Source organism: Paenilisteria riparia FSL S10-1204 (assembly GCF_000525995.1).
Classification (GTDB): Bacteria; Bacillota; Bacilli; order Lactobacillales; family Listeriaceae; genus Listeria_A; species Listeria_A riparia.
This window is the reverse complement of record NZ_AODL01000025.1, coordinates 1-19,340: the sequence shown is the minus strand read 5'-3', so window position 1 is coordinate 19,340 and position 19,340 is coordinate 1. Positions and strand designations below refer to the sequence as shown.

The window sequence follows — 19,340 nt, the reverse complement described above, 5'->3', positions numbered from 1 at the left end:
TGATAAGGTGCTATTTGTTAGTGCCTTGTCAATGTACATAGAAACAGATTAGTTAAAAGACGGATTCCCAGAAGAATCCTGGAATGATATATACAATAAGATAAATATTCCTAAAGGATTAAGAGGTATTGAAATACTAGGGAAATGATGAATAGTGAGGTGTGCAGACATGAGTTTTTTTAAAAAAAAATACTGGGTGGAATTAATAATAATAATGCCAAAAATCTTTACGGAACAGTGGAAGATTGGGAAGCGGCGAGTCCAAGTGAGCTAAAAAAATATAAAGAAAACATTGCCCAAGCTGTGGAAGCAAAACATATAACACCGGGAATGTTGGGACGTTTTCTCGTAGTAACAGGTGATGCTGAAGAGGGAGAGAGGATTCTTCACAATGCAGTTCAAGATGGTGTAGAGAATGCTGAGAAGGATTACTCAGAGACACTATCTTACTATTATGTAAGCAAAGGAAAGTATAATACTGCATTAAAGCATGATAAATGGTTTGAAAAATGGATTGATGCGAGTGAAAAATGTGTAGAACAGGGGCAAAATCTTGCTGAAACACGACTAGCGGATATTTATTCTGCGTGCTATGGCATCAACGATCCTGAATTTGAAAACAAGGTAGGCAGGATTGTAGCGCTATTTGAGGTAGCTACTGCAAAACATCAATCCTTGGGGGCACTGAATTATGCTAGATTTATAAAAAAAACATTAAGTAGTGACGAGTATAGGCAGAAAAACACTCCGAATTACAAGCCTTTGGAAGAAGCCAAACCCTATTTTCTGCAAGCGATAAAAGATGAAAAAGGAACTCAATTTGAGAGCTCCGCATATGAAGCGATTTTGTGGTATTACGTAGATTTTATGCAACGCGAGGTTTACGATGCGCTGGATGGTTACGCATCTGAACGAAAATTAACGAATAAAAACATGAACAAATTATATAAAGAAGTAGTAACATATTTGAAACACTGTGGGGGCAAGAATGTTATTATCCAAAAATCAGTAACTAGTTGTGTGGCTCAGCTTGAATTGATAATTTTGGCTAGTGAATTAAAAGCAGTTCCAAGTCTTCGTGAAGTAGCAGATAATTATGTTTGGCAAGTAAGCAAAAAACATTTTCAAAAGACTACTGCTAGTATACCTAAGGAAGAATGTCTTGCAAAGATGATAGCTTATTTTGTAGAACATAAAGAAGAATTAGTAAAAGAGCATGAATTTAATCAAGCATTCTATGATTTCATAGAAAAAAGAATAGCGAAGGTCTAAAACCAGTGCAAATACAAAATGAAATGATAAGCTATTAAAATTTGTGGTAGCTTATCATTTCTTACATAATGAATGCAATCCAATAAATCTAGTCGTAATGTCCGTATGAATGGGTGAGCGAAGAACAAGCCATCAGTATTCCAGAAATATAGTGAATTATAATGTTAGAAAAAATAGAAAATATGACAGATAAGATATTAGTACATTAATTTTTGGTATAAAGTATGATAAAAATGTCATTTCTAAATACATTAAAAGCTAATAGTCTCTATAGATAGATGAAATTAAAATGAAATGGATTGAACGATTTGTAGGAAAAATATTTCGAGAGAAGGTGTGTTCCATGTGGAGATTAGAAGAAGAATATTTTTTGAAATTAAAAATTATCGCACATAATAGATTAAATCCCGGTGGTGTGTTTACATATTTAGTAGGCTTATGGTTATACTCCCTAGTCATACTAGGAACATCAACATTGATAATAAGGCTAGCATTAGACATTAAAGCTATTGGGAAATTTACAATTATCGTTTATAGTTGTTTGCTCTTTGTGTTCCTTTGCCTTTTTATATATCTAGTAATCTGTATATTTTGGGGGAAAATATTGTATAGGACACAAATGTTTGCGACTTTTTTGATGGTATTATACACAATAGTCATGTCGGTGGAACCATTATTTTTGTGCCATCTTTTCGCGCTAAATGGGGAGTGGGGGCAACAGTTCAACCTTTGGATAATTGTTTCAGTTACGCTAGCTTTGATGCAATTTTTAATATGTTTTCACCTAGTAAGATCAGGAATATTGAAAGGTTCTCTAAAAAAAGAGGGTGTGGGTTTATTTGAATGGAATAAAGATTTGAAACTGTTAATGCAAATAATGATAGGTAGTTACTTACTTTTAATAATTTGGCTATTCTTTATAATCGGATTAAGTACAAATATTTTTGGGCCAATGGTATTTTTGACATTAATGTTCTTATTCAGTATCGCTGTACAAGAATTTATTATTTTAGTAATTTGCAGATATAGATTTTCAAGTTTTAATGTTTCTTATGAAGAAGCTACAAAGTACAGAGTTAAGAAAAAAAGGAGATGAAAAACTTGGAGGCACTAAGCGTTTAGTTTTAGAAAGAGAGCAGCAACAGAAATCTACCCGATAGAGGGTAGCTGACTTTGAGAGGAGAAAGTGAAACAATGAAAAAAAAGTATTTTTTTATTAGGAATGGCTGTTTGCTTCATTTTAGGAGGATGCAGTTTTATAGATATTAAAAACAATATAGAAGACACTGACCAAGAAGTTGCGGTACAAGACTATGTAGGGCAAGGATTTATTTTCATCGATGGGGACAAAACAAAGGAGATAGTTACTGAGAATAAAGATACTATTTCTCAATATGCAATAGACTATTTTACGGAGAAATATAAGATGGATGTCAAAGCGAATAATGTTGTTCCAGCACGAAATGCTTCCGTAGTTATGTTGCAATCTAAACAAGAACCAAAATTCAACACATCAGTCATTGTTAGCGTTGATACTCATAAGAAAAAAGTGTTGGATACAGTAACGTCAGAAAAAGGAAATGTAGAAGAGGATATCCAGACTGCTCTCTATGCTATGGCATATGAAAACGAGTTCGCTAATTTAGATGATTTTGTAAAAGATATGCCTGAAAAATATGGTTTTATTGGTTTAACGGATGAAGCGGTAAATAAAACTAGGAGTTCTGGATATGTTACAAAATATTATTATTTAAATATGCAAGGAGCAGGGGCACCAGATATCTATCAATTATACATGTCAACTCCAACTATTGACAAGGTAGCATTGCGAACTTTATTTGAAAAAGAGAAAAATCCAAAGACTTTGGTGGGGATTGTAATCTCGTTATACACTATAGATGATACACCTGCAGATAAAAATAAGGTCAATGAAATAATTGAATCGCTCAAAGAAGCTCAAGGATTACCACATGGTACTTATTCTGTCATAGTAAATGGAAATTTGATTGATGCGGCAAGTGGTCAAGCGATTGGAGATTCGGTTGGAACATCCATAGCTGTAGACGAGATAACAAAATGAGTAAGAGGCGAAACTGATGGAAGGATAAAGCTGTTTTGAAATAATAGCTGAAAAAAGATGTTAGGCGATTTATCCAACATCAGTAAAGGCTTGCATCGAGAACTGTGTCACAAGAATTAAATAGTCTCACCTTTCAATTTACACAACATCCACCGTTCCGTTCCACCCAATCCCACCATACCCATCATATAAACGAACAATTTAGAACATCTTTTCACAAATCGTTCGATAATTGATTGACTATTGAAATGACAAACGGTACAATTGAGAGTGGAAAAAGTATGGGATTCTGTACTTAAAAGATCAATTAAATGAGGTGTTTAGATGTCTTCAGTTGTTGTTGTAGGAACACAGTGGGGCGATGAAGGAAAAGGAAAGATTACAGATTTCCTTTCGGAGAATGCAGAGGCGATTGCGCGTTACCAAGGTGGGAATAACGCGGGTCATACGATTAAGTTTGATGGGGAAACGTACAAGTTGCACTTAATTCCATCGGGTATTTTTTACAAAGAGAAGATTAGTGTGATAGGAAATGGTATGGTTATTGACCCTAAGGCGCTTGTAACCGAGCTTAAATACTTGCACGACAGAGATGTGGACACTAGCAATTTGCGTATTTCTAACCGTGCGCACGTGATTTTGCCGTACCACATTCGCATTGACGAAGCTGACGAAGAGCGCAAAGGCGCAAACAAAATCGGTACAACGAAAAAAGGAATCGGCCCTGCGTACATGGATAAAGCTGCCCGTGTGGGAATCCGCATTGTTGATCTTTTAGACAAAGAGACATTCAAAGAGAAATTAGAACATAACTTACAAGAGAAAAACCGTTTATTAGAGCGTTTTTACGAGCTTGAAGGTTTTAAAATTGAGGATATTCTGGAAGAGTACTACGAGTATGGCCAGCAGTTCAAACAATATGTTTGCGATACAGCCGTTGTTTTAAATGATGCGCTTGATGATGGCAAACGTGTTCTTTTTGAGGGTGCGCAAGGGGTTATGTTGGATATTGACCAAGGTACATATCCGTTCGTAACGTCGAGTAACCCGATTGCTGGTGGGGTAACGATTGGTAGCGGTGTTGGTCCATCGAAAATTAATCACGTTGTTGGTGTGGCGAAAGCTTATACAACGCGTGTTGGTGATGGTCCGTTCCCGACAGAATTAGATAATGAAATCGGCGACAGAATCCGTGAAGTTGGCCGCGAATATGGCACAACGACAGGCCGTCCGCGCCGTGTAGGTTGGTTCGACAGTGTTGTTGTACGCCATGCCCGCCGTGTAAGTGGTTTAACAGACCTTTCATTGACACTGCTTGACGTATTGACAGGCATTGAGAAATTGCAAGTTTGCGTAGCCTACAAATTAGACGGCAAAGTAGTCGAAGAATTCCCAGCGAGCTTAAAAGAATTAGCCCGTTGCGAACCAGTTTACGAAGAACTACCGGGTTGGACAGAAGACATCACAGAAGTGAAATCCCTAGACGACCTGCCAGCAAACGCCCGCCATTACATGGAACGCATCGCCCAGCTAACCGGAGTACAAGTCTCCATGTTCTCCGTAGGACCAGACCGCTCGCAGACACATGTGGTTAAGAGTGTGTGGCGCCTATAAAGCCGAAAGAGCCCGTTTAGACCCGACAAAGTTTGGAGCAGGCGCAATAAAAATCCTCACTTGATTTTTATGGAGGCTGTGAAAACTTCGAGGGTCTGGCTCTTGAGGCTGGATTCGGAGACGCAAAACAAGACGCAGTGTTCAATCCTGCCCCAATAAACCGTGTAAATAATGAATTTTTAGTTCATTGTTTACATGGTTTTTCTTTTTTGTAGAACAAGGTAGGATAAACTAATAATGATTGTATAAATTACGATTGTTATTTCAAAGTTACAAAAAATAAGAAAAAATGACAAAAGGTGAAAAATAATACATTCCAATAATAAGTGTGTGACACCAGGCGATATAAGTTGAATTGCTCTTTAGAAAGATTTACAATGCTCCTGTACTCGAAAAATATGGGTACGCACATTTGTGTAGGGGATGACACAAACGGTCTAGGATGCAAGAGAAAAGTAAAACATCTTAAGACCCCTTCTCGATGTGAGGCAAAGCCTTGGTAAAAAGGAAATAAGAGGAGGAAATGAAGAATGGGAATGAATGGGAAAATGAAAGTGGTAGCGACATTAGCTACTGCGGGTGTACTAGTGGTGGCACCTGTGACTGCACAATTGGAAGGCGGTACACCTTCGATTCAGACGGGGAATGCGAAAGTGAGCGCGGCAACCATCAATGTGTTAAAAGATTCAAAATTGGCCCCTGTTTATGAGAACGGGAAACTTAAATTGACATTAACTGGACAACAACTGGCGCAGGTAGGTTTGATTTCCACGTACTACACTTATTTCGCGTTGCCAGATGAACTCGCTAGTTTGCTAAATAATCCGAATATACGTGCTAACACGACACTGGATTATGATATTCCAACATTAGCTATAGGCCCGATTGGTCTTCCGTCGAATAAAGGAACCCTCACAGGAAACCAATTAAAGGTGGATCAGGAACATCAAGCTATCGGGGGTAATATTTCGCATGGACTAGCTTCCATTGGAATAGGAGCTACGAATACGTATACATTGACTATCAATTTAGCGAACTTAGGCGTATCTGCTTTACCACCCTCTAATGATGGCACACTAGAGTTTGCGGCGATGAGCAGTGATCGGGATTTGGATATTAATTTATTAGGAAATCCAGAAGCCGCCCAGACTACACTAGCAACGGGCCTTCCAGATAGCGTGAAACCTGTTATTGACGCGCAAGATGTAACACTATATGCAGGGGATGAATACGATCCAAAACAAGGCGTGACAGCAACGGATGATCGTGATGGTGATGTGACGAATCTTATTCAAGTGACAGCTAATGATGTTGATACATCCCAAGCGGGGACCTATCATGTTACCTATAGCGTAAAAGATACAGCGGGTAATGTGGCTACCAAAACGATTACAGTTACGGTGATAGAGGTGAATTTTGAGAATTATCAAGTGGGTAATATTACCAGTGTAAACCCGATTATGCCAGGAGCGACAACAATTGTAGGGCAAACCGATTATGACCTCAATTCGCGTATTCCAGAAGGAACGAATATTTATGCAGAGGCTGTGTTTACAAATAGTCGTGGTTTTAGTCAAGTTGTTGGCAAATCTGAAATTAATTATGACACAGGTACTTTTGAAATTAAGGCCAATGCTGGCGTGAATTTAGCAGAAGGGAATAGAGTACTGATTTACCTTTTGGCCATAAATGGAGACAATGAGAAGAAGGGATCTACTTTCATAACTTTCGTTTCAGCGGATGGTCCTGTTTCTGAGTAACCTCGACAATATGAACTGGTAATCGCATCAAGAAGATTTAGAAAGAGGAATAAAGAAATTTTAAAAAGGTGGTTTCTGTATTGCACAGGAGCCATTTTTTGATATTAAACAATAAAATTACTATCTTTATTATAAGATGACAATAATACGAAAAATAACAGGAATGTAAAAATTAATGCAAAGAAGTAATAAATAGATAATGTCAGATAGTATAAGTTGAATTTTTTTTTTAGAAAGATATACAATGTTCCCGTGCTCGAAAAATAAGAGTACACGCATTTTGTGTAGGGGATGACACAAACGGTCTAAGATAAAGGAAAATAAGCGAGCTATCTCAAGACCCCTTCTTGATGTGAGGTAAAGCCCTGATAACAGGGAAAGAAGAGGAGGAAATAGGAATGAATGGAAAAGTAAAAGTGGTAGCGACATTAGCTACTGCAAGTGTATTGGTAATGGCCCCTGTAACCGCGCAATTGGAAGGCGGTGCACCTTCGATTCAAACGGGGAATACGAAAGTGAGTGCGGCCACGATTAATGTGTTACAAGATTCGAAATTAGCTTCTGTTTATGAAAACGGCAAGCTAAAATTAACATTAACGGGAAAACAACTAGCACAGGTGGGTTTGATTTCTACCTACTACACATACTTCGCACTACCAGATGAACTTGCTAACTTGCTAGATAACCCAAATGTACGTGCTAACACAACACTTGCTTATGACATTCCAACATTAGCTATAGGTCCAATTGGCCTTCCATCGAACAAAGGAACCCTCACAGGGAATCAATTAAAAGTGGATCAGACACATCAAGCAATCGGAGGCAATATCTCTCACGGATTAGCTTCCATTGGATTAGGAGCTACGAATACGTATACATTGACGATCGATTTGGCGAACTTAGGTGTATCGACTTTACCATCCTCGGATGATGGGACTTTAGATTTTGCGGCAATGAGCAGTGACAGGGACTTAGACCTCAACTTATTAGGAAACCCAGATGCCGCTCAGACTACACTAGCAACTAGCCTTCCAGATAGCGTGAAACCTGTAATTGAAGCTCAAGATGTAACGCTAACAGCAGGAGATGCATATGACCCAAAACAAGGCGTGACGGCAACGGATGATCGCGATGGTGATGTGACAAGTCTTATCCAAGTTACTGCTAATGATGTTGACACAACCAAAGCAGGGACTTATCATGTAACATATAGCGTAACAGATAAGGCTGGCAATATAGGTACCAAAACGATTACAGTTACAGTAGAAGATAATGCTTGGCAAAATTATAAAGTCGGTAATGTCACTCAAGTGAATTCAATTACACCAGGAGCGACAGTGATCCGAGGAGGAACCGATTATAACTATGCTTCAGATATTCCAGAAGGAACAAAAATTTACGCTGAGGCTTCACTAGTGAATGATAATGGCTTTGGCCGAACTATAGGCCGAGCTGAAATTGACTACGTGAAAGGCTATTTTACTATTAAGGTTAATGACAATGAAAATTTAGAAGCAGGCAATAAAATAGAAGTTTATCTTGTGGCTAATAATGGATCTGAAGAAAAGACCGGTTCTATTTTCAGGACAGTTGTTTCAGCGGATAGTCCTATTTCAGAATAACTTTTAGTAAGGTAGACTTTCAAGTGAAAAAGAAATAACCATATTACAATATGAACTGTTACTGCGTCTAGGAAATTCGAAAAAAGAATGAAGCATCTTCAAAAAGGTGGTTTCTGTATTACACAGGAGCCGCCTTTTTGAGATTGCACTGGTTTATATAGAGCGTGAAAGGTCGAAGTAAAGCATTGCTCAGAAAATCTAAGTACCATTAGCCATGTTCCCCAACTATATTTATATGGAGTTTGATTTACTTTTAAGTTTATCAAAAATAATACACTTGACATCAATGTTCATTATTTTGTATACTTCATTTAAGATAGCGCTTTCTATTGATTAACTATTAAGTTTATATAAGCGTTTCTTATTTTCGAGAGGAGCGATATAAATGTTAAGAAAAGAATATCCACGACCGCAATTTGTACGAGAGAACTGGCTGAACCTAAACGGAAAATGGGAATTTGCCTTCGACGATGAAAATATTGGCTTGCGAGAAGGCTGGTTTCTCGGAGAGGCCGAGTTCCCGCACGAAATCGAAGTACCATTCGCATACCAAACAGAACTCAGTGGTATCAATGATCAGACCCACCATAATATTGTTTGGTATCGTCGTGAATTTACGCTGGACAACGAATTGGCTGGCAAAGAAGTAAAACTGCATTTTGGAGCGGTAGATTACCAAGCAAGCATCTTCTTAAATGGCCAAAAAGTTGGTGAACATGAAGGTGGGCATACGTCGTTTACGCTTGATATTACGCCATTTGTTGTTGAAAAGGAGCCCATGAATTTGGTTGTCCGCGTGTACGATCCCCAAATAGACGAAACAATTCCGCGTGGCAAGCAAAGTTGGACGCCAGAGCCGGATTCCATTTGGTACACAAACACAACTGGAATTTGGCAAACCGTTTGGCTGGAAATCGTGGACGCGATACATATCGACAAACTACGCATGACGCCTAACGTGGACAGAGGTATGGTCGAGCTAGATTTAATTTTCGCAGGAGGCACGAAAGGTAAGCGCTTACGATATACGATTCATTTTGATAAAACACTCATCGCTGAAGACACCGTGACGCTAACAGAAAACCACCTCCAACGCGATGTCGCCATTTATCAAAAACACATTTTCCGCTCACCAAACCATAACGATGGCTGGAATTGGACACCAGAAAACCCGAATCTATTCCAAATCCAATTTTGCCTTGAAGACGATTCTGCCATTTACGATCAAGTTTCCTCCTATTTTGGCATGCGAAAAGTTCACACCGAAGCTGGAATGGTCTATCTAAACAACCGCCCATACTATCAAAAATTAGTGCTCGACCAAGGCTACTGGCGAGAAGGGCTGTTGACCGCGCCATCCGATGAAGCATTGCGCCGCGACATCGAACTAGCCAAAGAAATGGGTTTCAATGGCTGCCGCAAACATCAAAAAGTAGAAGACCCACGATTCTTGTATTGGGCAGACACATTGGGATTTCTAGTCTGGGGCGAATGCGCGGCAGCACCAGTTTACACAGAAGACGCTGCGACACGACTAACCCGCGAGTGGCTAGAAATTATCGAACGCGACTATAACCATCCAAGCATCGTGACCTGGGTACCAATTAACGAAAGCTGGGGCGTGCCAAACATTCATGATAACCGCGAACAACAACACCACACCCAAGCGATGTATCACCTAATTCACTCACTCGACAAGTCGCGCCTAGTCATCTCAAACGATGGCTGGGAAATGACCGAGACCGACATTTGCGCCGTGCATAATTATTCCCATGGCCGCGAAGACGAACCCGAAAAATACGCAGATTTCAGCGCAACAATCCACACCAAAGAAGCCATCCTAAAATCCCAATCCACACTAAGAGCCATTTACGCAGCAGGCTTCGAACATCAAAACACCCCGATTTTACTAACAGAATTCGGCGGAGTAGGCTATCAAACCGGCGAACAAACAGGCTGGGGCTACACATCCGTCAAAAACGCAGAAGAATTCGTCGCTGATTATGCACGAATCATGGATGCCGTATACAGCTCCAAAGCACTACACGGCTACTGCTACACACAATTGACCGACGTCGAAGTAGAAATCAATGGCTTACTAACATACGACCGCAACCCCAAATGCGATTTAAGCAAAATCCGCGCAATAAACGACCAATATTTCAACCAAATCGTCGAATAAAAAATATACAATAAGATGTGTGAAATGTTTGCCAAGCAGCAACGAAAGTGCTAGAATGAATCTTGTCGGTAAAAACATTTTATCACATCGGGTTGTTAGCTCAGTTGGTAGAGCAGCTGACTCTTAATCAGCGGGTCGGGGGTTCGAACCCCTCACAACCCATCTTAGAGCCTCAACAGTTTATGGCTGTTGGGGTTTTTATTTTGCTTTGAAATATGTACTAAATTGGAGTAGTATTGCCTTAAAATTGCCTAAGCCTAGAAATAAGAAAGCTGAAACCGTTCGTGCTCAATTGGTTTCAGCTTTTTGATGTTGACTAAATTGTTTCTAAAACTACAGAAAATCTAGTTTATCACTCATTTCTCTTTGTTTATTAGGGAATAGATGCCCATATGTATCAATTGTAGTTGTGATACTAGCATGTCCCATCCGTTCCTTTATTACTGTTATATTTTCACCATTATCTATTAGCAAAGCCACGTGGGAATGCCTGAAATCATGCAAACGAATGGGCTGAACAGCACAACGATTACATATCCGTTGAATCTTTTTAGTTCCGAAGTTTTCTCGAATTGGGTGTGATGTCTTATGCTGAAAAATTACTAAATCTTTCGTTGGAATGGAGGGGAGAAGCTTTGATTGCGCCACTTTCCAATCGGATAACATCTCAGCGAGTTTGGAATTGATTGTTATCACTCGGTTACTGGTCTCGCTTTTAGGTGGGGTCACAATCATTTTCCCATCGATACGGGAGACAGTCTTACATACGTGAATTTCCTGTTTCACAAAATTGATGTCCGACCATCTTAGTGCTAACAGTTCCCCAGCACGCATTCCAGTGAGATAAGCAGTTTGATAAAAAATCTTATGAACTTCTTCGTCTTCCCTGATAGATGCGATAAAGTGCAAGTATTCGGTAGTTGTCCAGAAATGCATTTTTTGTTTGATGATTTTCAACTTTTTAATACGCAAGCAAGGATTTGTATAAACAAGGGATTCATCCACAGCAACATCAAAAATTTTCTTTAGTAGAATCATATGCTTGTTGATACTATTAAAGGATAAGCTCAAAGTGAGTAAATGCTCTCTGAATTCTCGAATATGCGTCTGTGTGATTTTCTTGATCAAGCAATCTTTAAAATATGGGAAAAGATGATTGGAATAATAGCCACGCTGAGTACGTACATACGTTGGTTTATGATTAATTGTATAGGATTGAAAATAAAGATTTCCTAGCTGTTCAAAGGATAATGATTTATCGGGTAGAAGAGTACCATTGTAGTAATGTTGTTTTAGATGATTTTCTAATTGTTGCGCGCTACGTTTAGTAGAAATGTTATTATGTCGGACACGACGCTGTTTTCCTGTTATGGGGTCAACTCCGAGGCTAATATCGACACGATAACTTTTTCGCGCTGTTTTTGTGATTGCCATAAACGATAACCTCCATCAAATTGTATTGAAAGTTTCTCCATTTATGATATAATAACCTTGCAACGGGTAGTGTTTATATCTGGAGAATTTATTTCTTTGGTTATAGCACTACTTTTTTTTTATGCCTTGTTTTAGACATCTTAATAGCACCCTTTCCATGTGTTAAAATTCTGTTTGTTTCGTCTGTTCGTATACTAGTGGTATAAATTCTGATTTACCTATCATACTTAGATGGGTGACAATTTTCGCGCTAAGATTAGTGCTGAATTGCGTTTTCTTTTTCATGGATTCCAAAGATTGAAGTCCACCAAGAGCTTGCTTGTCCTCTAAAAATTCAAATGCTTTTAAAGCCGCTAAAGCTCCACCTTCCAAAAGCCAATCTTGGGTATCTAGCAGAGTATTTACGGTGGGTTGAATCTCTAGTTTAACTGGTTCAGCATTTTCCAAAAAGCGTTCCCAAAAACGGCAGGAATCCCATCTACTTTTATTGGACTGTTCAGGGTTTTCTACAAGAAAATTAAGATTACCCTTCAAGAATCCAAATGCTAGTTCGCGAAGTGTCTTAGAACTAGAACGAATCTCGCTTGCTAGCATGTTAGCTTTTTCATCGCGTAATTGGATTTCTGTACGTTTCCAACTTCCCATTTCTTCAATATCGAAATTTCCTTTTTCAGCTTGTTCTTTGTCTTTATCGTAAAAGCGATATTGAATATTAGATTTACGATGCCCAATGTAAAGTGTCTTAGCACTTTTCACCTTGTCAGAACTGCTTTGTTGTAGCCGATGGTGGCGACTTTTAGAAATAAATTCTCCTTTCTCGCACTTTCGATGTAATTGAGCAACTGTAAACGCTGGTTTTATATTACGGTCATCAATAGCCACATCCATACGGGTGACATGAAAGCCATTTTTTCCTGCTTGTTGGGCGCAAGATTGGAAAAAATCTTTCCATGGGCGCTTTTGTGCATCAAGATACATCTTTAATTGTTGACAACCAATACCGCTAATGTTTAGATAACAGCCTGTCCCTCTGGGATTATTAAGCGAAGGCTCAATATCCGCATAAACCTGTATGTTTCCATGTTGGTATAGGGTTGTATAGTTTTTATAACGAATTCCTTGAGGCTGTTTACTAAAGTACAGTTCATTAATATCTAGGATGTTATCAAATAAATCTTTTGCGTGTAGATTTTCAAATACGATAGTCAGCCAATCTATTCCAACGCTGATATTCTCTCTAGCCAAATTATTCACCTCCTTTCAAGTTAAGGCATATTTGTGCGCATCAACTAGTACGCTATTGCTTGGTATACCAGTCTTTTTCTTATTTATTTTTGTATTATTAGGGCGGTGTTACATATGCGCCCTTAGTGCCAAGCTTTGCTTGGCACTGTCCCGATCGCTGCCGCTCAACATTGCCATTTGGCGCTTTCGAGCCATGTCGGGACTGAAAGTGTATGGATAAGCGGAATAATAAGTATTGTTAAAGTTTCGGTTTACATATAAGTCTATTTGTTCTATAATTAGATTATAAAATAGGATTAATAAGCTTATATTTTTAATGTTAGCATTAGGTGACCTATTTGTCAAATCGTTTTTATCATAAATAGACTTATTAGGAGTGGTAGTTATAATGCCGATAATTGGGAAAAAAAATGTATCAAATATTGGGAAAAATTTAAAAGCATACCGTTTAGAACAAGGGATAACTCAAAAGGAGTTTGCTGATGATTTAGATATTAATCATCAGAATTACTCGAAAATAGAAAGAGGGATTTATACTCCATCACTAGAAAAAATACTTGAAATTTGTAAAATTTTATACATCACACCCAATGATTTACTTTTGGATAATCGAGAGTATGACGATTTCAAACAGGAAATTTTCGGAAAATTAGATGAAGATTTTTTAAATCTGATGAGAGAGATGAAAGTCGTAGAGGAAATTCGTGCTAAAGCTTTGAAAGCGAAACAGAAAGGGGACACAAGAAGCGAGGAGCTGTATCTGACAGATATAGTTGGAATTTATGTTATAGGTGGTAAGGGTTCGTGGGAAGCGGCAGATGCTCTATATTATAATCGTTTGGATAAATTAATTAAGAGAGCCTCCTCAAATACTTTAAAGGCACTAGTGAAAAGGTTGGATTAAATGAAAAATAAGCAGTAATTTTGTATAGAGCCATTTCAGAGGATGGGCTATGCGAAATTACTGCTTATTTTTTCATAAAGAGGGTTAAAGCTCAGCTATTTTTTGAGATATACTCGTTTTAGTAGTTCTACTTGACTTGGTGAAAGGTCATAGGCAATTAATTGTGGATAGATAACTTCTTTAAATTGTTTTAGAACAAAACCGAAATTGTAGACTACAATAAATGCGTTCGGTAATTTTCTGTCTTCTGATATCATTGCAATCTCGCCAGTGGGGGAGAGGTAATATATATCGTAATGATTATCTTCTCTAAGTTTTAGATTTATACAATCAATCCTGCTTTCACGGAAAGAATAATACTGGCTACCGATTGCGTCAGCTAGGCAATTATCTGCTACCTCTAAATCTGAGTCAGACTCTAATTCCCAAAGTTTTTCTATTACTACATCATCTGGTTCTACTGGGTTGAAATGATTAGAAACATAGAGATACAGCGATAACTTAGCTAATGTTTCATCAGAAAACTCTCTTATTAAATATTCTTGATCTCGCTGGACTTCATAAAGTGTCCAATTTAAATCTATTTTTTTTTAATCGTATTGCAGTGTCTAAATCAACTGAATTATTATTGATATATTTTCCATAAACTGATATAATCTCGTTTCCTAGCGAATTTGTTATCTGAATACTTAGATGTTCATCTTTTTTTTAGTTTCTCAATAATCATTATGTTACCTACTCTCTAATAGATACAGATTTTATAAAACCTTCTTTAACAAGTTCATTCATGGTGTAGGGCTTTCCATTACTGTGGTATTTTATATACTGCGTTCCACCACCAGGTCTATCAAACCAAGGAGCAGCGGTACCTCCTTTAACCTGAAAATCCTCCCTAACTCTGTACACATAATAATTAGCTTCATCACTATGTAGAGCTAGTGCTCTCATTTCATAAGGTACATCCTTCGGTGAGAAGAATTCTCCACTTGGCTCACCATATCGATCGAGCAAGCTCCCTTCTTTGATAACGGTATCTTTAGGTGTAGCGGCAAAGCCATTGTTTGGAGGCCAATTAATATTACCTGTGGTTTGATCATAATACTTAGGATTGTCATAGACAGCTTTATATTTAAGATACTTTGTTTCATTTGGCGGATAACTCCATTTTTCAAGTTTTAAGCTTGTCAACAGCATTTATCTGCCTTTCAGCGCTACTAACAATTCTACTTGGTGCAAATCTTGCTGTGAACTTAGCTAAACCAAGCACAGGAGCCCCGTATTGCGTCAACACAAGTGCACCATCTAATAGCCGCTGTCCGTCACTAACATGCTTCCCTGACACGGCATCCACGCCATAAACAGCACGATAAAACGAACCTACACCTAGCACTTCGCGGAATACTGTCTCACTCTGCCAATAAATCATTTGTTGATTTACAAAATCAAGTGTAGCCTCTGTACTCATTTTACCATCAATCGTTATGAAACCAGCACTATTTCCTTTTGGAACGTTTGGCGTTAGTCCGATTTCTTCAATTTCTTTTATCTTATCATCGATTTTTTGCTGGCTCGCATACATTTTAGTGAGCTGGCTGAATGTCGCAGGATTCAATTTTTCGAGATTATACATACCCGTTTTGCCATCGAATTTAAGATTTTGCATTATATTATCCAGTGCCTGCTTAATATAATGCGCTAGTTCTCCAACTTCATAAAAGAAATTCCCGTGACTCTGTTCGAAATCCACAAATTTGTTCAGTATCTCTTCTTTTTTATGGGCTTCAAAAATTTGTGTGGCTAAATAATTTAGTTCGGATGCGTGACCAGTTCCGTTAATAGCCGTTAATTGTGATGTAACGCTTTCCAAACGATTTTCGAAACCTGTTATTTTTTGATTTAAGTCATGAATACCATCCACATCAAGCCTAGAATTAGGTGAAGAATCCACCTGAGAATGGAAGTCAGTAATATACTTTTGCATCTTTCTCTCGCTCAGGTCTAGTGCTTGCTTGATGGATGCGCATAGTGGGAAATAGGCACCCGCGTAGTATTCTTTCGAGCTAGCGATAGCGTCTCCGCTAATCGATGTATCATTGATATAAGCGATAACAGCTTTTTTTACGGCATTTACATACTGTTTCAATTCCTGATTAGATGCGCGCAATTGTTGTGAAAAATGCGTGACTTCTGCAATATCGATGCGAGTCATAAAATCAGCTCCTTATGTAACAGTTTCCGTTCATCCTCTATTTGAGATAAGCTCGATTGAATGGTTTTTTGCTCTTGTTGTAGCTGTTCTCGCGTGCTTTCGATATGTTTGCGTAATTTCCTCCAACTTTCATGCGCTGTATCTTCCGCATCATAAGCCACACTTCTGCCATGATTTCCACGCCATACATCATGAGCTTGGGCAATAAGGTTTTCTTTCTCACGTTCGATGTGCAGAAGCTCGGTTTCTGTGTCTTCTAGCTGTATTTGTTGTTGTTTTATAGCGTATAACTGGTCTTCTTGTTGCTCCGTCTTCCGCTTTAATTGTTGCAATGTCTGATGAATTTGCGCGCTCCTCGGTTCCATCTTAGCGCACCTCCAATTGCATTTTCTGACCGACTTCTCGATCCTTGGCGGCATAAGCTTCCCCGATCTGTTTAATGCGAATTGCGTCTTCCTGCACCACTTTTCCAAACAAATCGACATAGTTCACTAAATCAAGTAAAGCTTCCTGACAATTGGTCATAGAATTGCATTGAGTGTAAGACATCGCGTTATTTTTCTTGGTATGATGGGTCATTCCTGAGACACTATCTCCAAGTTCCGCAGCGTGATGCATCATTTTTTCTCTATTTACTTTTATTTGTGCCATATCCCTATTCTCCCGTCTAAAGTTAGTCTATAAATCCATTATAAAGGAAAATAATTGAATTGTCGCCATAAAATAAGGTTATTGGGGATTCTTAGAGAATAATATACCTTCTTTAAAAGCGGTGGCATAGATACGCATAAAAGCTTCTGTCTCGTATTTAAATAATTCATCAAGATATTTTAGCTCATTATCGTTATTTAGCTTTTGTTCAAGCACATCCCTTATATGAAACTGCCGTTCTTGTAATGCCTTAAATTCAATACTAGAATTTTCTTCGGATAAAAAATATTCCACACGGCTGTGACAAAATAATGAAAAATCGTTATTAAATGATTTTGACAGCATAAATTTTCCTCCTTTTAAAAAAATTGCTCAATAGAACAACGGTTTTGTTTTCATTATAGTATAAAATGTTCATATAGACAAGAGGTGATGTGGATATGGAAAAAGTTGTAGTGGTTAATCTAAAATCATTAGTTGAGAAACACGGAATTTCAATGAAAGAACTATCTAGGTTAGCTGATATCGAACCAGCCATACTCAGTAAGCTAGTGAATAATAAAAGGCAGAGTATTTATTTTGACCATATCGCGAGGATTGCGGACGCTTTGGATGTGAAGGATATACGGGAGATTATTGATATCAAAGAAAAATAGAATTTATAAAAATGAATATGTTAAAATATAAGGTTACCAAAAGGAGGCTGCTCATAATGAAAACAAATTACCTGGAAAATATTATTAGACAGAAAATTAGTTCTCAAGATGAAGACAATGTGACTGAGTTTAAGGTTGATAATACGAATCCTGAATTTATAGGGGAATATATCTCTGCGCTTAGTAATTCTGCTGCATTAAAAAATGTTTCACAAGCTTTTTTAATATGGGGAGTAGAAAATGGAACCAAAGAAATTGTTGGAACAAATTTTTATCCAGCGAGTGTGAAAAAAGGAAATGAAGAATTAGAGAGCTGGCTGGCGCATTCTCTATCACCACGTGTGTCTTTTGAATTCCATGAAATAGAGCTGGAAGGTAAAAGAGTGGTCACATTATTAATTGATAAGGCTGCATATCAGCCTATTAAATTTAAGGGAGAAGAGTACATACGGATAGGATCTTATAAGAAGAAGCTCAAGGACTATCCTGAGAAAGAAAAAAGACTATGGTCTATGTTCTCTAATAATCCATTTGAGTATCAGGTTGCAAAGGTTATAAATAACAAGGAAGAAATATTCTCCCTATTAGATTATGAGAGTTATTATAGATTACTTGGTCAGACGGTGCCTGAGAATAAAAATCTCATCATTGAAAATTTTATAAGTGATAAACTTGTAAAAAACGAGGGTAATTGGGAGATTACTAATCTAGGTGCAATGCTATTTGCTAATCAACTGGTTGACTTTGAAAAGTTGTCCAGAAAAGCGACGAGAGTAATCATTTATAAAGGAAAAGGGAAGACAGCTCCACAACATGAGCAATTAGGCTGTAAAGGTTACGCATCTGGTTTTGAAGGGCTGATTCAATATGTAAACAACCAACTTCCAGTTAACGAGGTAATTGGCGTGGCTCTTAGAAAGAATGCACGGATGTATCCTGAATTAGCAGTGAGAGAATTGATAGTAAATGCTTTAATTCATCAAGATTTTGCTATTACAGGTACTGGACCGACTATAGAAATCTTCGAAAATAGAATGGAGATAACGAATCCAGGTATTCCTTTGATTCAAGTAGATCGATTTTTGGATTCTCCTCCGAGATCACGTAATGAGGTACTTGCATCTTTGATGAGAAGAATGGGAATATGTGAGGAGAGGGGAAGCGGCATTGATAAGGTAGTTGCGGGAACCGAAGAATATCAACTTCCAGCACCTCTAATTAGACTGTACGAAGAACATTTAAAGGTCACACTTTTTGCGCATAAATCGCTTAATGATATGACAAGCGAAGAAAAGGTGCAAGCAACATATATGCACGCATGTCTTAAATATGTTGAACAGGATGCTTTGTCAAATCAGACTTTAAGGGAAAGGTTCGGGCTGAGTGATGCAAAAAATTCTGTAGCGTCCAGAATTATTAAAGAAGCAGTTGTCGATGGGAAAATTAAAGCGATAGATCCTAATACGTCGACGAGATACATGAAGTATATACCTCATTGGGCTTAAAGAAAAGCGAAGCTCGGGAGAGAATAAGAAGCATGTCAGAGCAAAAAATTCGCTTGCATGTCGGTTGCAAAAGAGAAAAAGTGTGCGAAAGAAAAGCGAAGCTCGGGAGAGAATAAGAAGCATGTCGGAGCAAAAAAATTCGCTTGCATGTCGGTTGCAAAAGAGAAAAAGTGTGCGAAAGAAAAGCGAAGCTCGGGAGAGAATAA

General features: G+C 38.1%; 17 protein-coding genes and 1 tRNA gene. 11 read left to right on the top strand and 7 right to left on the bottom strand.

Going from position 1 to position 19,340, the window contains the following annotated elements:
• Positions 1–237 precede the first annotated feature (237 nt).
• The 8 genes from PRIP_RS12375 to PRIP_RS12340 all read left to right on the top strand — a co-directional run bounded on the left by PRIP_RS12375 (position 238) and on the right by PRIP_RS12340 (position 10,692).
• Positions 238–1,272 carry a hypothetical protein gene (locus tag PRIP_RS12375; RefSeq protein ID WP_036101429.1) on the top strand — a complete coding sequence of 345 codons (1,035 nt, stop codon included), beginning with the start codon at positions 238–240 and terminating at the stop codon, positions 1,270–1,272.
• 343 nt (positions 1,273–1,615) lie between these two features.
• On the top strand, positions 1,616–2,368 hold the full coding sequence (locus tag PRIP_RS12370; RefSeq protein WP_036101428.1) for a hypothetical protein: 753 nt from the start codon (positions 1,616–1,618) through the stop codon (positions 2,366–2,368).
• A 126-nt stretch (positions 2,369–2,494) separates the two neighbouring features.
• A complete protein-coding gene (locus PRIP_RS12365; RefSeq protein ID WP_052008909.1) occupies positions 2,495–3,352 on the top strand; it encodes a DUF1672 family protein in 858 nt (285 codons plus the stop codon).
• Between the two features lie 324 nt (positions 3,353–3,676).
• The gene (locus PRIP_RS12360) at positions 3,677–4,966 is read left to right on the top strand and encodes an adenylosuccinate synthase (protein ID WP_036084544.1); all 1,290 of its coding nucleotides are present in this window, start codon (positions 3,677–3,679) and stop codon (positions 4,964–4,966) included.
• 1,091 nt (positions 4,967–6,057) lie between these two features.
• The gene (locus PRIP_RS18290; protein WP_420912126.1) at positions 6,058–6,726 is read left to right on the top strand and encodes an immunoglobulin-like domain-containing protein; all 669 of its coding nucleotides are present in this window, start codon (positions 6,058–6,060) and stop codon (positions 6,724–6,726) included.
• Positions 6,727–7,124: 398 nt separating this feature from the next.
• Entirely contained in the window at positions 7,125–8,348 is a 1,224-nt protein-coding gene (locus tag PRIP_RS16365) for a DUF5011 domain-containing protein (RefSeq protein WP_052008907.1), read from the top strand.
• Between the two features lie 385 nt (positions 8,349–8,733).
• Complete coding sequence (locus tag PRIP_RS12345) at positions 8,734–10,530, top strand: glycoside hydrolase family 2 protein (RefSeq protein ID WP_036101427.1); 1,797 nt, start codon at positions 8,734–8,736, stop codon at positions 10,528–10,530.
• Positions 10,531–10,619: 89 nt separating this feature from the next.
• Positions 10,620–10,692, top strand: a tRNA-Lys gene (locus tag PRIP_RS12340).
• A 171-nt stretch (positions 10,693–10,863) separates the two neighbouring features.
• Here the strand turns inward: PRIP_RS12340 and PRIP_RS12335 are convergent.
• Positions 10,864–11,964: a tyrosine-type recombinase/integrase gene (locus tag PRIP_RS12335; RefSeq protein WP_036101426.1), complete on the bottom strand. Its 1,101-nt coding sequence runs from the start codon at positions 11,962–11,964 to the stop codon at positions 10,864–10,866.
• A 162-nt stretch (positions 11,965–12,126) separates the two neighbouring features.
• The gene (locus tag PRIP_RS12330) at positions 12,127–13,209 is read right to left on the bottom strand and encodes a replication initiation factor domain-containing protein (RefSeq protein ID WP_159101543.1); all 1,083 of its coding nucleotides are present in this window, start codon (positions 13,207–13,209) and stop codon (positions 12,127–12,129) included.
• Between the two features lie 388 nt (positions 13,210–13,597).
• Here PRIP_RS12330 and PRIP_RS12325 point away from each other — a divergent pair, with 388 nt between their 5' ends.
• Entirely contained in the window at positions 13,598–14,113 is a 516-nt protein-coding gene (locus PRIP_RS12325; RefSeq protein WP_036101425.1) for a helix-turn-helix transcriptional regulator, read from the top strand.
• Positions 14,114–14,848: 735 nt separating this feature from the next.
• On the opposite strand, the gene PRIP_RS16805 is transcribed toward PRIP_RS12325, so the two are convergent.
• From PRIP_RS16805 to PRIP_RS12295, 5 genes are all read right to left on the bottom strand, one after another.
• A complete protein-coding gene (locus PRIP_RS16805; protein WP_241434172.1) occupies positions 14,849–15,301 on the bottom strand; it encodes a TNT domain-containing protein in 453 nt (150 codons plus the stop codon).
• Positions 15,282–16,322, bottom strand: coding sequence for a T7SS effector LXG polymorphic toxin (locus PRIP_RS12310; protein WP_052008906.1), 1,041 nt, complete (start codon positions 16,320–16,322; stop codon positions 15,282–15,284). Before PRIP_RS12310 ends, PRIP_RS16805 begins: the two co-directional genes overlap by 20 nt.
• Positions 16,319–16,687: a DUF3958 family protein gene (locus PRIP_RS12305; RefSeq protein WP_036101424.1), complete on the bottom strand. Its 369-nt coding sequence runs from the start codon at positions 16,685–16,687 to the stop codon at positions 16,319–16,321. The genes PRIP_RS12310 and PRIP_RS12305 overlap by 4 nt, the downstream gene beginning before the upstream one ends.
• 1 nt (position 16,688) lies before the next feature.
• Positions 16,689–16,973: a DUF3130 family protein gene (locus PRIP_RS12300; protein WP_036101423.1), complete on the bottom strand. Its 285-nt coding sequence runs from the start codon at positions 16,971–16,973 to the stop codon at positions 16,689–16,691.
• 78 nt (positions 16,974–17,051) lie between these two features.
• On the bottom strand, positions 17,052–17,318 hold the full coding sequence (locus PRIP_RS12295) for a hypothetical protein (RefSeq protein WP_036101422.1): 267 nt from the start codon (positions 17,316–17,318) through the stop codon (positions 17,052–17,054).
• A 95-nt stretch (positions 17,319–17,413) separates the two neighbouring features.
• Between PRIP_RS12295 and PRIP_RS12290 the strand changes: the two genes are divergently transcribed.
• On the top strand, positions 17,414–17,629 hold the full coding sequence (locus tag PRIP_RS12290; protein ID WP_036101421.1) for a helix-turn-helix domain-containing protein: 216 nt from the start codon (positions 17,414–17,416) through the stop codon (positions 17,627–17,629).
• A gap of 56 nt (positions 17,630–17,685) precedes the next feature.
• The gene (locus tag PRIP_RS12285; protein ID WP_036101420.1) at positions 17,686–19,134 is read left to right on the top strand and encodes an ATP-binding protein; all 1,449 of its coding nucleotides are present in this window, start codon (positions 17,686–17,688) and stop codon (positions 19,132–19,134) included.
• Positions 19,135–19,340: the final 206 nt, after the last annotated feature.

Bases quoted from the DNA above. Each gene is read 5' to 3' on its own strand.
- PRIP_RS12335 (WP_036101426.1), bottom strand. From the start codon at position 11,964: ATGGCAATCACAAAAACAGCGCGAAAAAGTTATCGTGTCGATATTAGC.
- PRIP_RS12300 (WP_036101423.1), bottom strand. From the start codon at position 16,973: ATGGCACAAATAAAAGTAAATAGAGAAAAAATGATGCATCACGCTGCG.
- PRIP_RS12345 (WP_036101427.1), top strand. From the start codon at position 8,734: ATGTTAAGAAAAGAATATCCACGACCGCAATTTGTACGAGAGAACTGG.
- PRIP_RS12360 (WP_036084544.1), top strand. From the start codon at position 3,677: ATGTCTTCAGTTGTTGTTGTAGGAACACAGTGGGGCGATGAAGGAAAA.
- PRIP_RS18290 (WP_420912126.1), top strand. From the start codon at position 6,058: ATGAGCAGTGATCGGGATTTGGATATTAATTTATTAGGAAATCCAGAA.
- PRIP_RS16365 (WP_052008907.1), top strand. From the start codon at position 7,125: ATGAATGGAAAAGTAAAAGTGGTAGCGACATTAGCTACTGCAAGTGTA.
- PRIP_RS12295 (WP_036101422.1), bottom strand. From the start codon at position 17,318: ATGCTGTCAAAATCATTTAATAACGATTTTTCATTATTTTGTCACAGC.
- PRIP_RS12310 (WP_052008906.1), bottom strand. From the start codon at position 16,322: ATGACTCGCATCGATATTGCAGAAGTCACGCATTTTTCACAACAATTG.
- PRIP_RS12370 (WP_036101428.1), top strand. From the start codon at position 1,616: ATGTGGAGATTAGAAGAAGAATATTTTTTGAAATTAAAAATTATCGCA.
- PRIP_RS12290 (WP_036101421.1), top strand. From the start codon at position 17,414: ATGGAAAAAGTTGTAGTGGTTAATCTAAAATCATTAGTTGAGAAACAC.
- PRIP_RS12285 (WP_036101420.1), top strand. From the start codon at position 17,686: ATGAAAACAAATTACCTGGAAAATATTATTAGACAGAAAATTAGTTCT.
- PRIP_RS12365 (WP_052008909.1), top strand. From the start codon at position 2,495: ATGGCTGTTTGCTTCATTTTAGGAGGATGCAGTTTTATAGATATTAAA.
- PRIP_RS12305 (WP_036101424.1), bottom strand. From the start codon at position 16,687: ATGGAACCGAGGAGCGCGCAAATTCATCAGACATTGCAACAATTAAAG.
- PRIP_RS12325 (WP_036101425.1), top strand. From the start codon at position 13,598: ATGCCGATAATTGGGAAAAAAAATGTATCAAATATTGGGAAAAATTTA.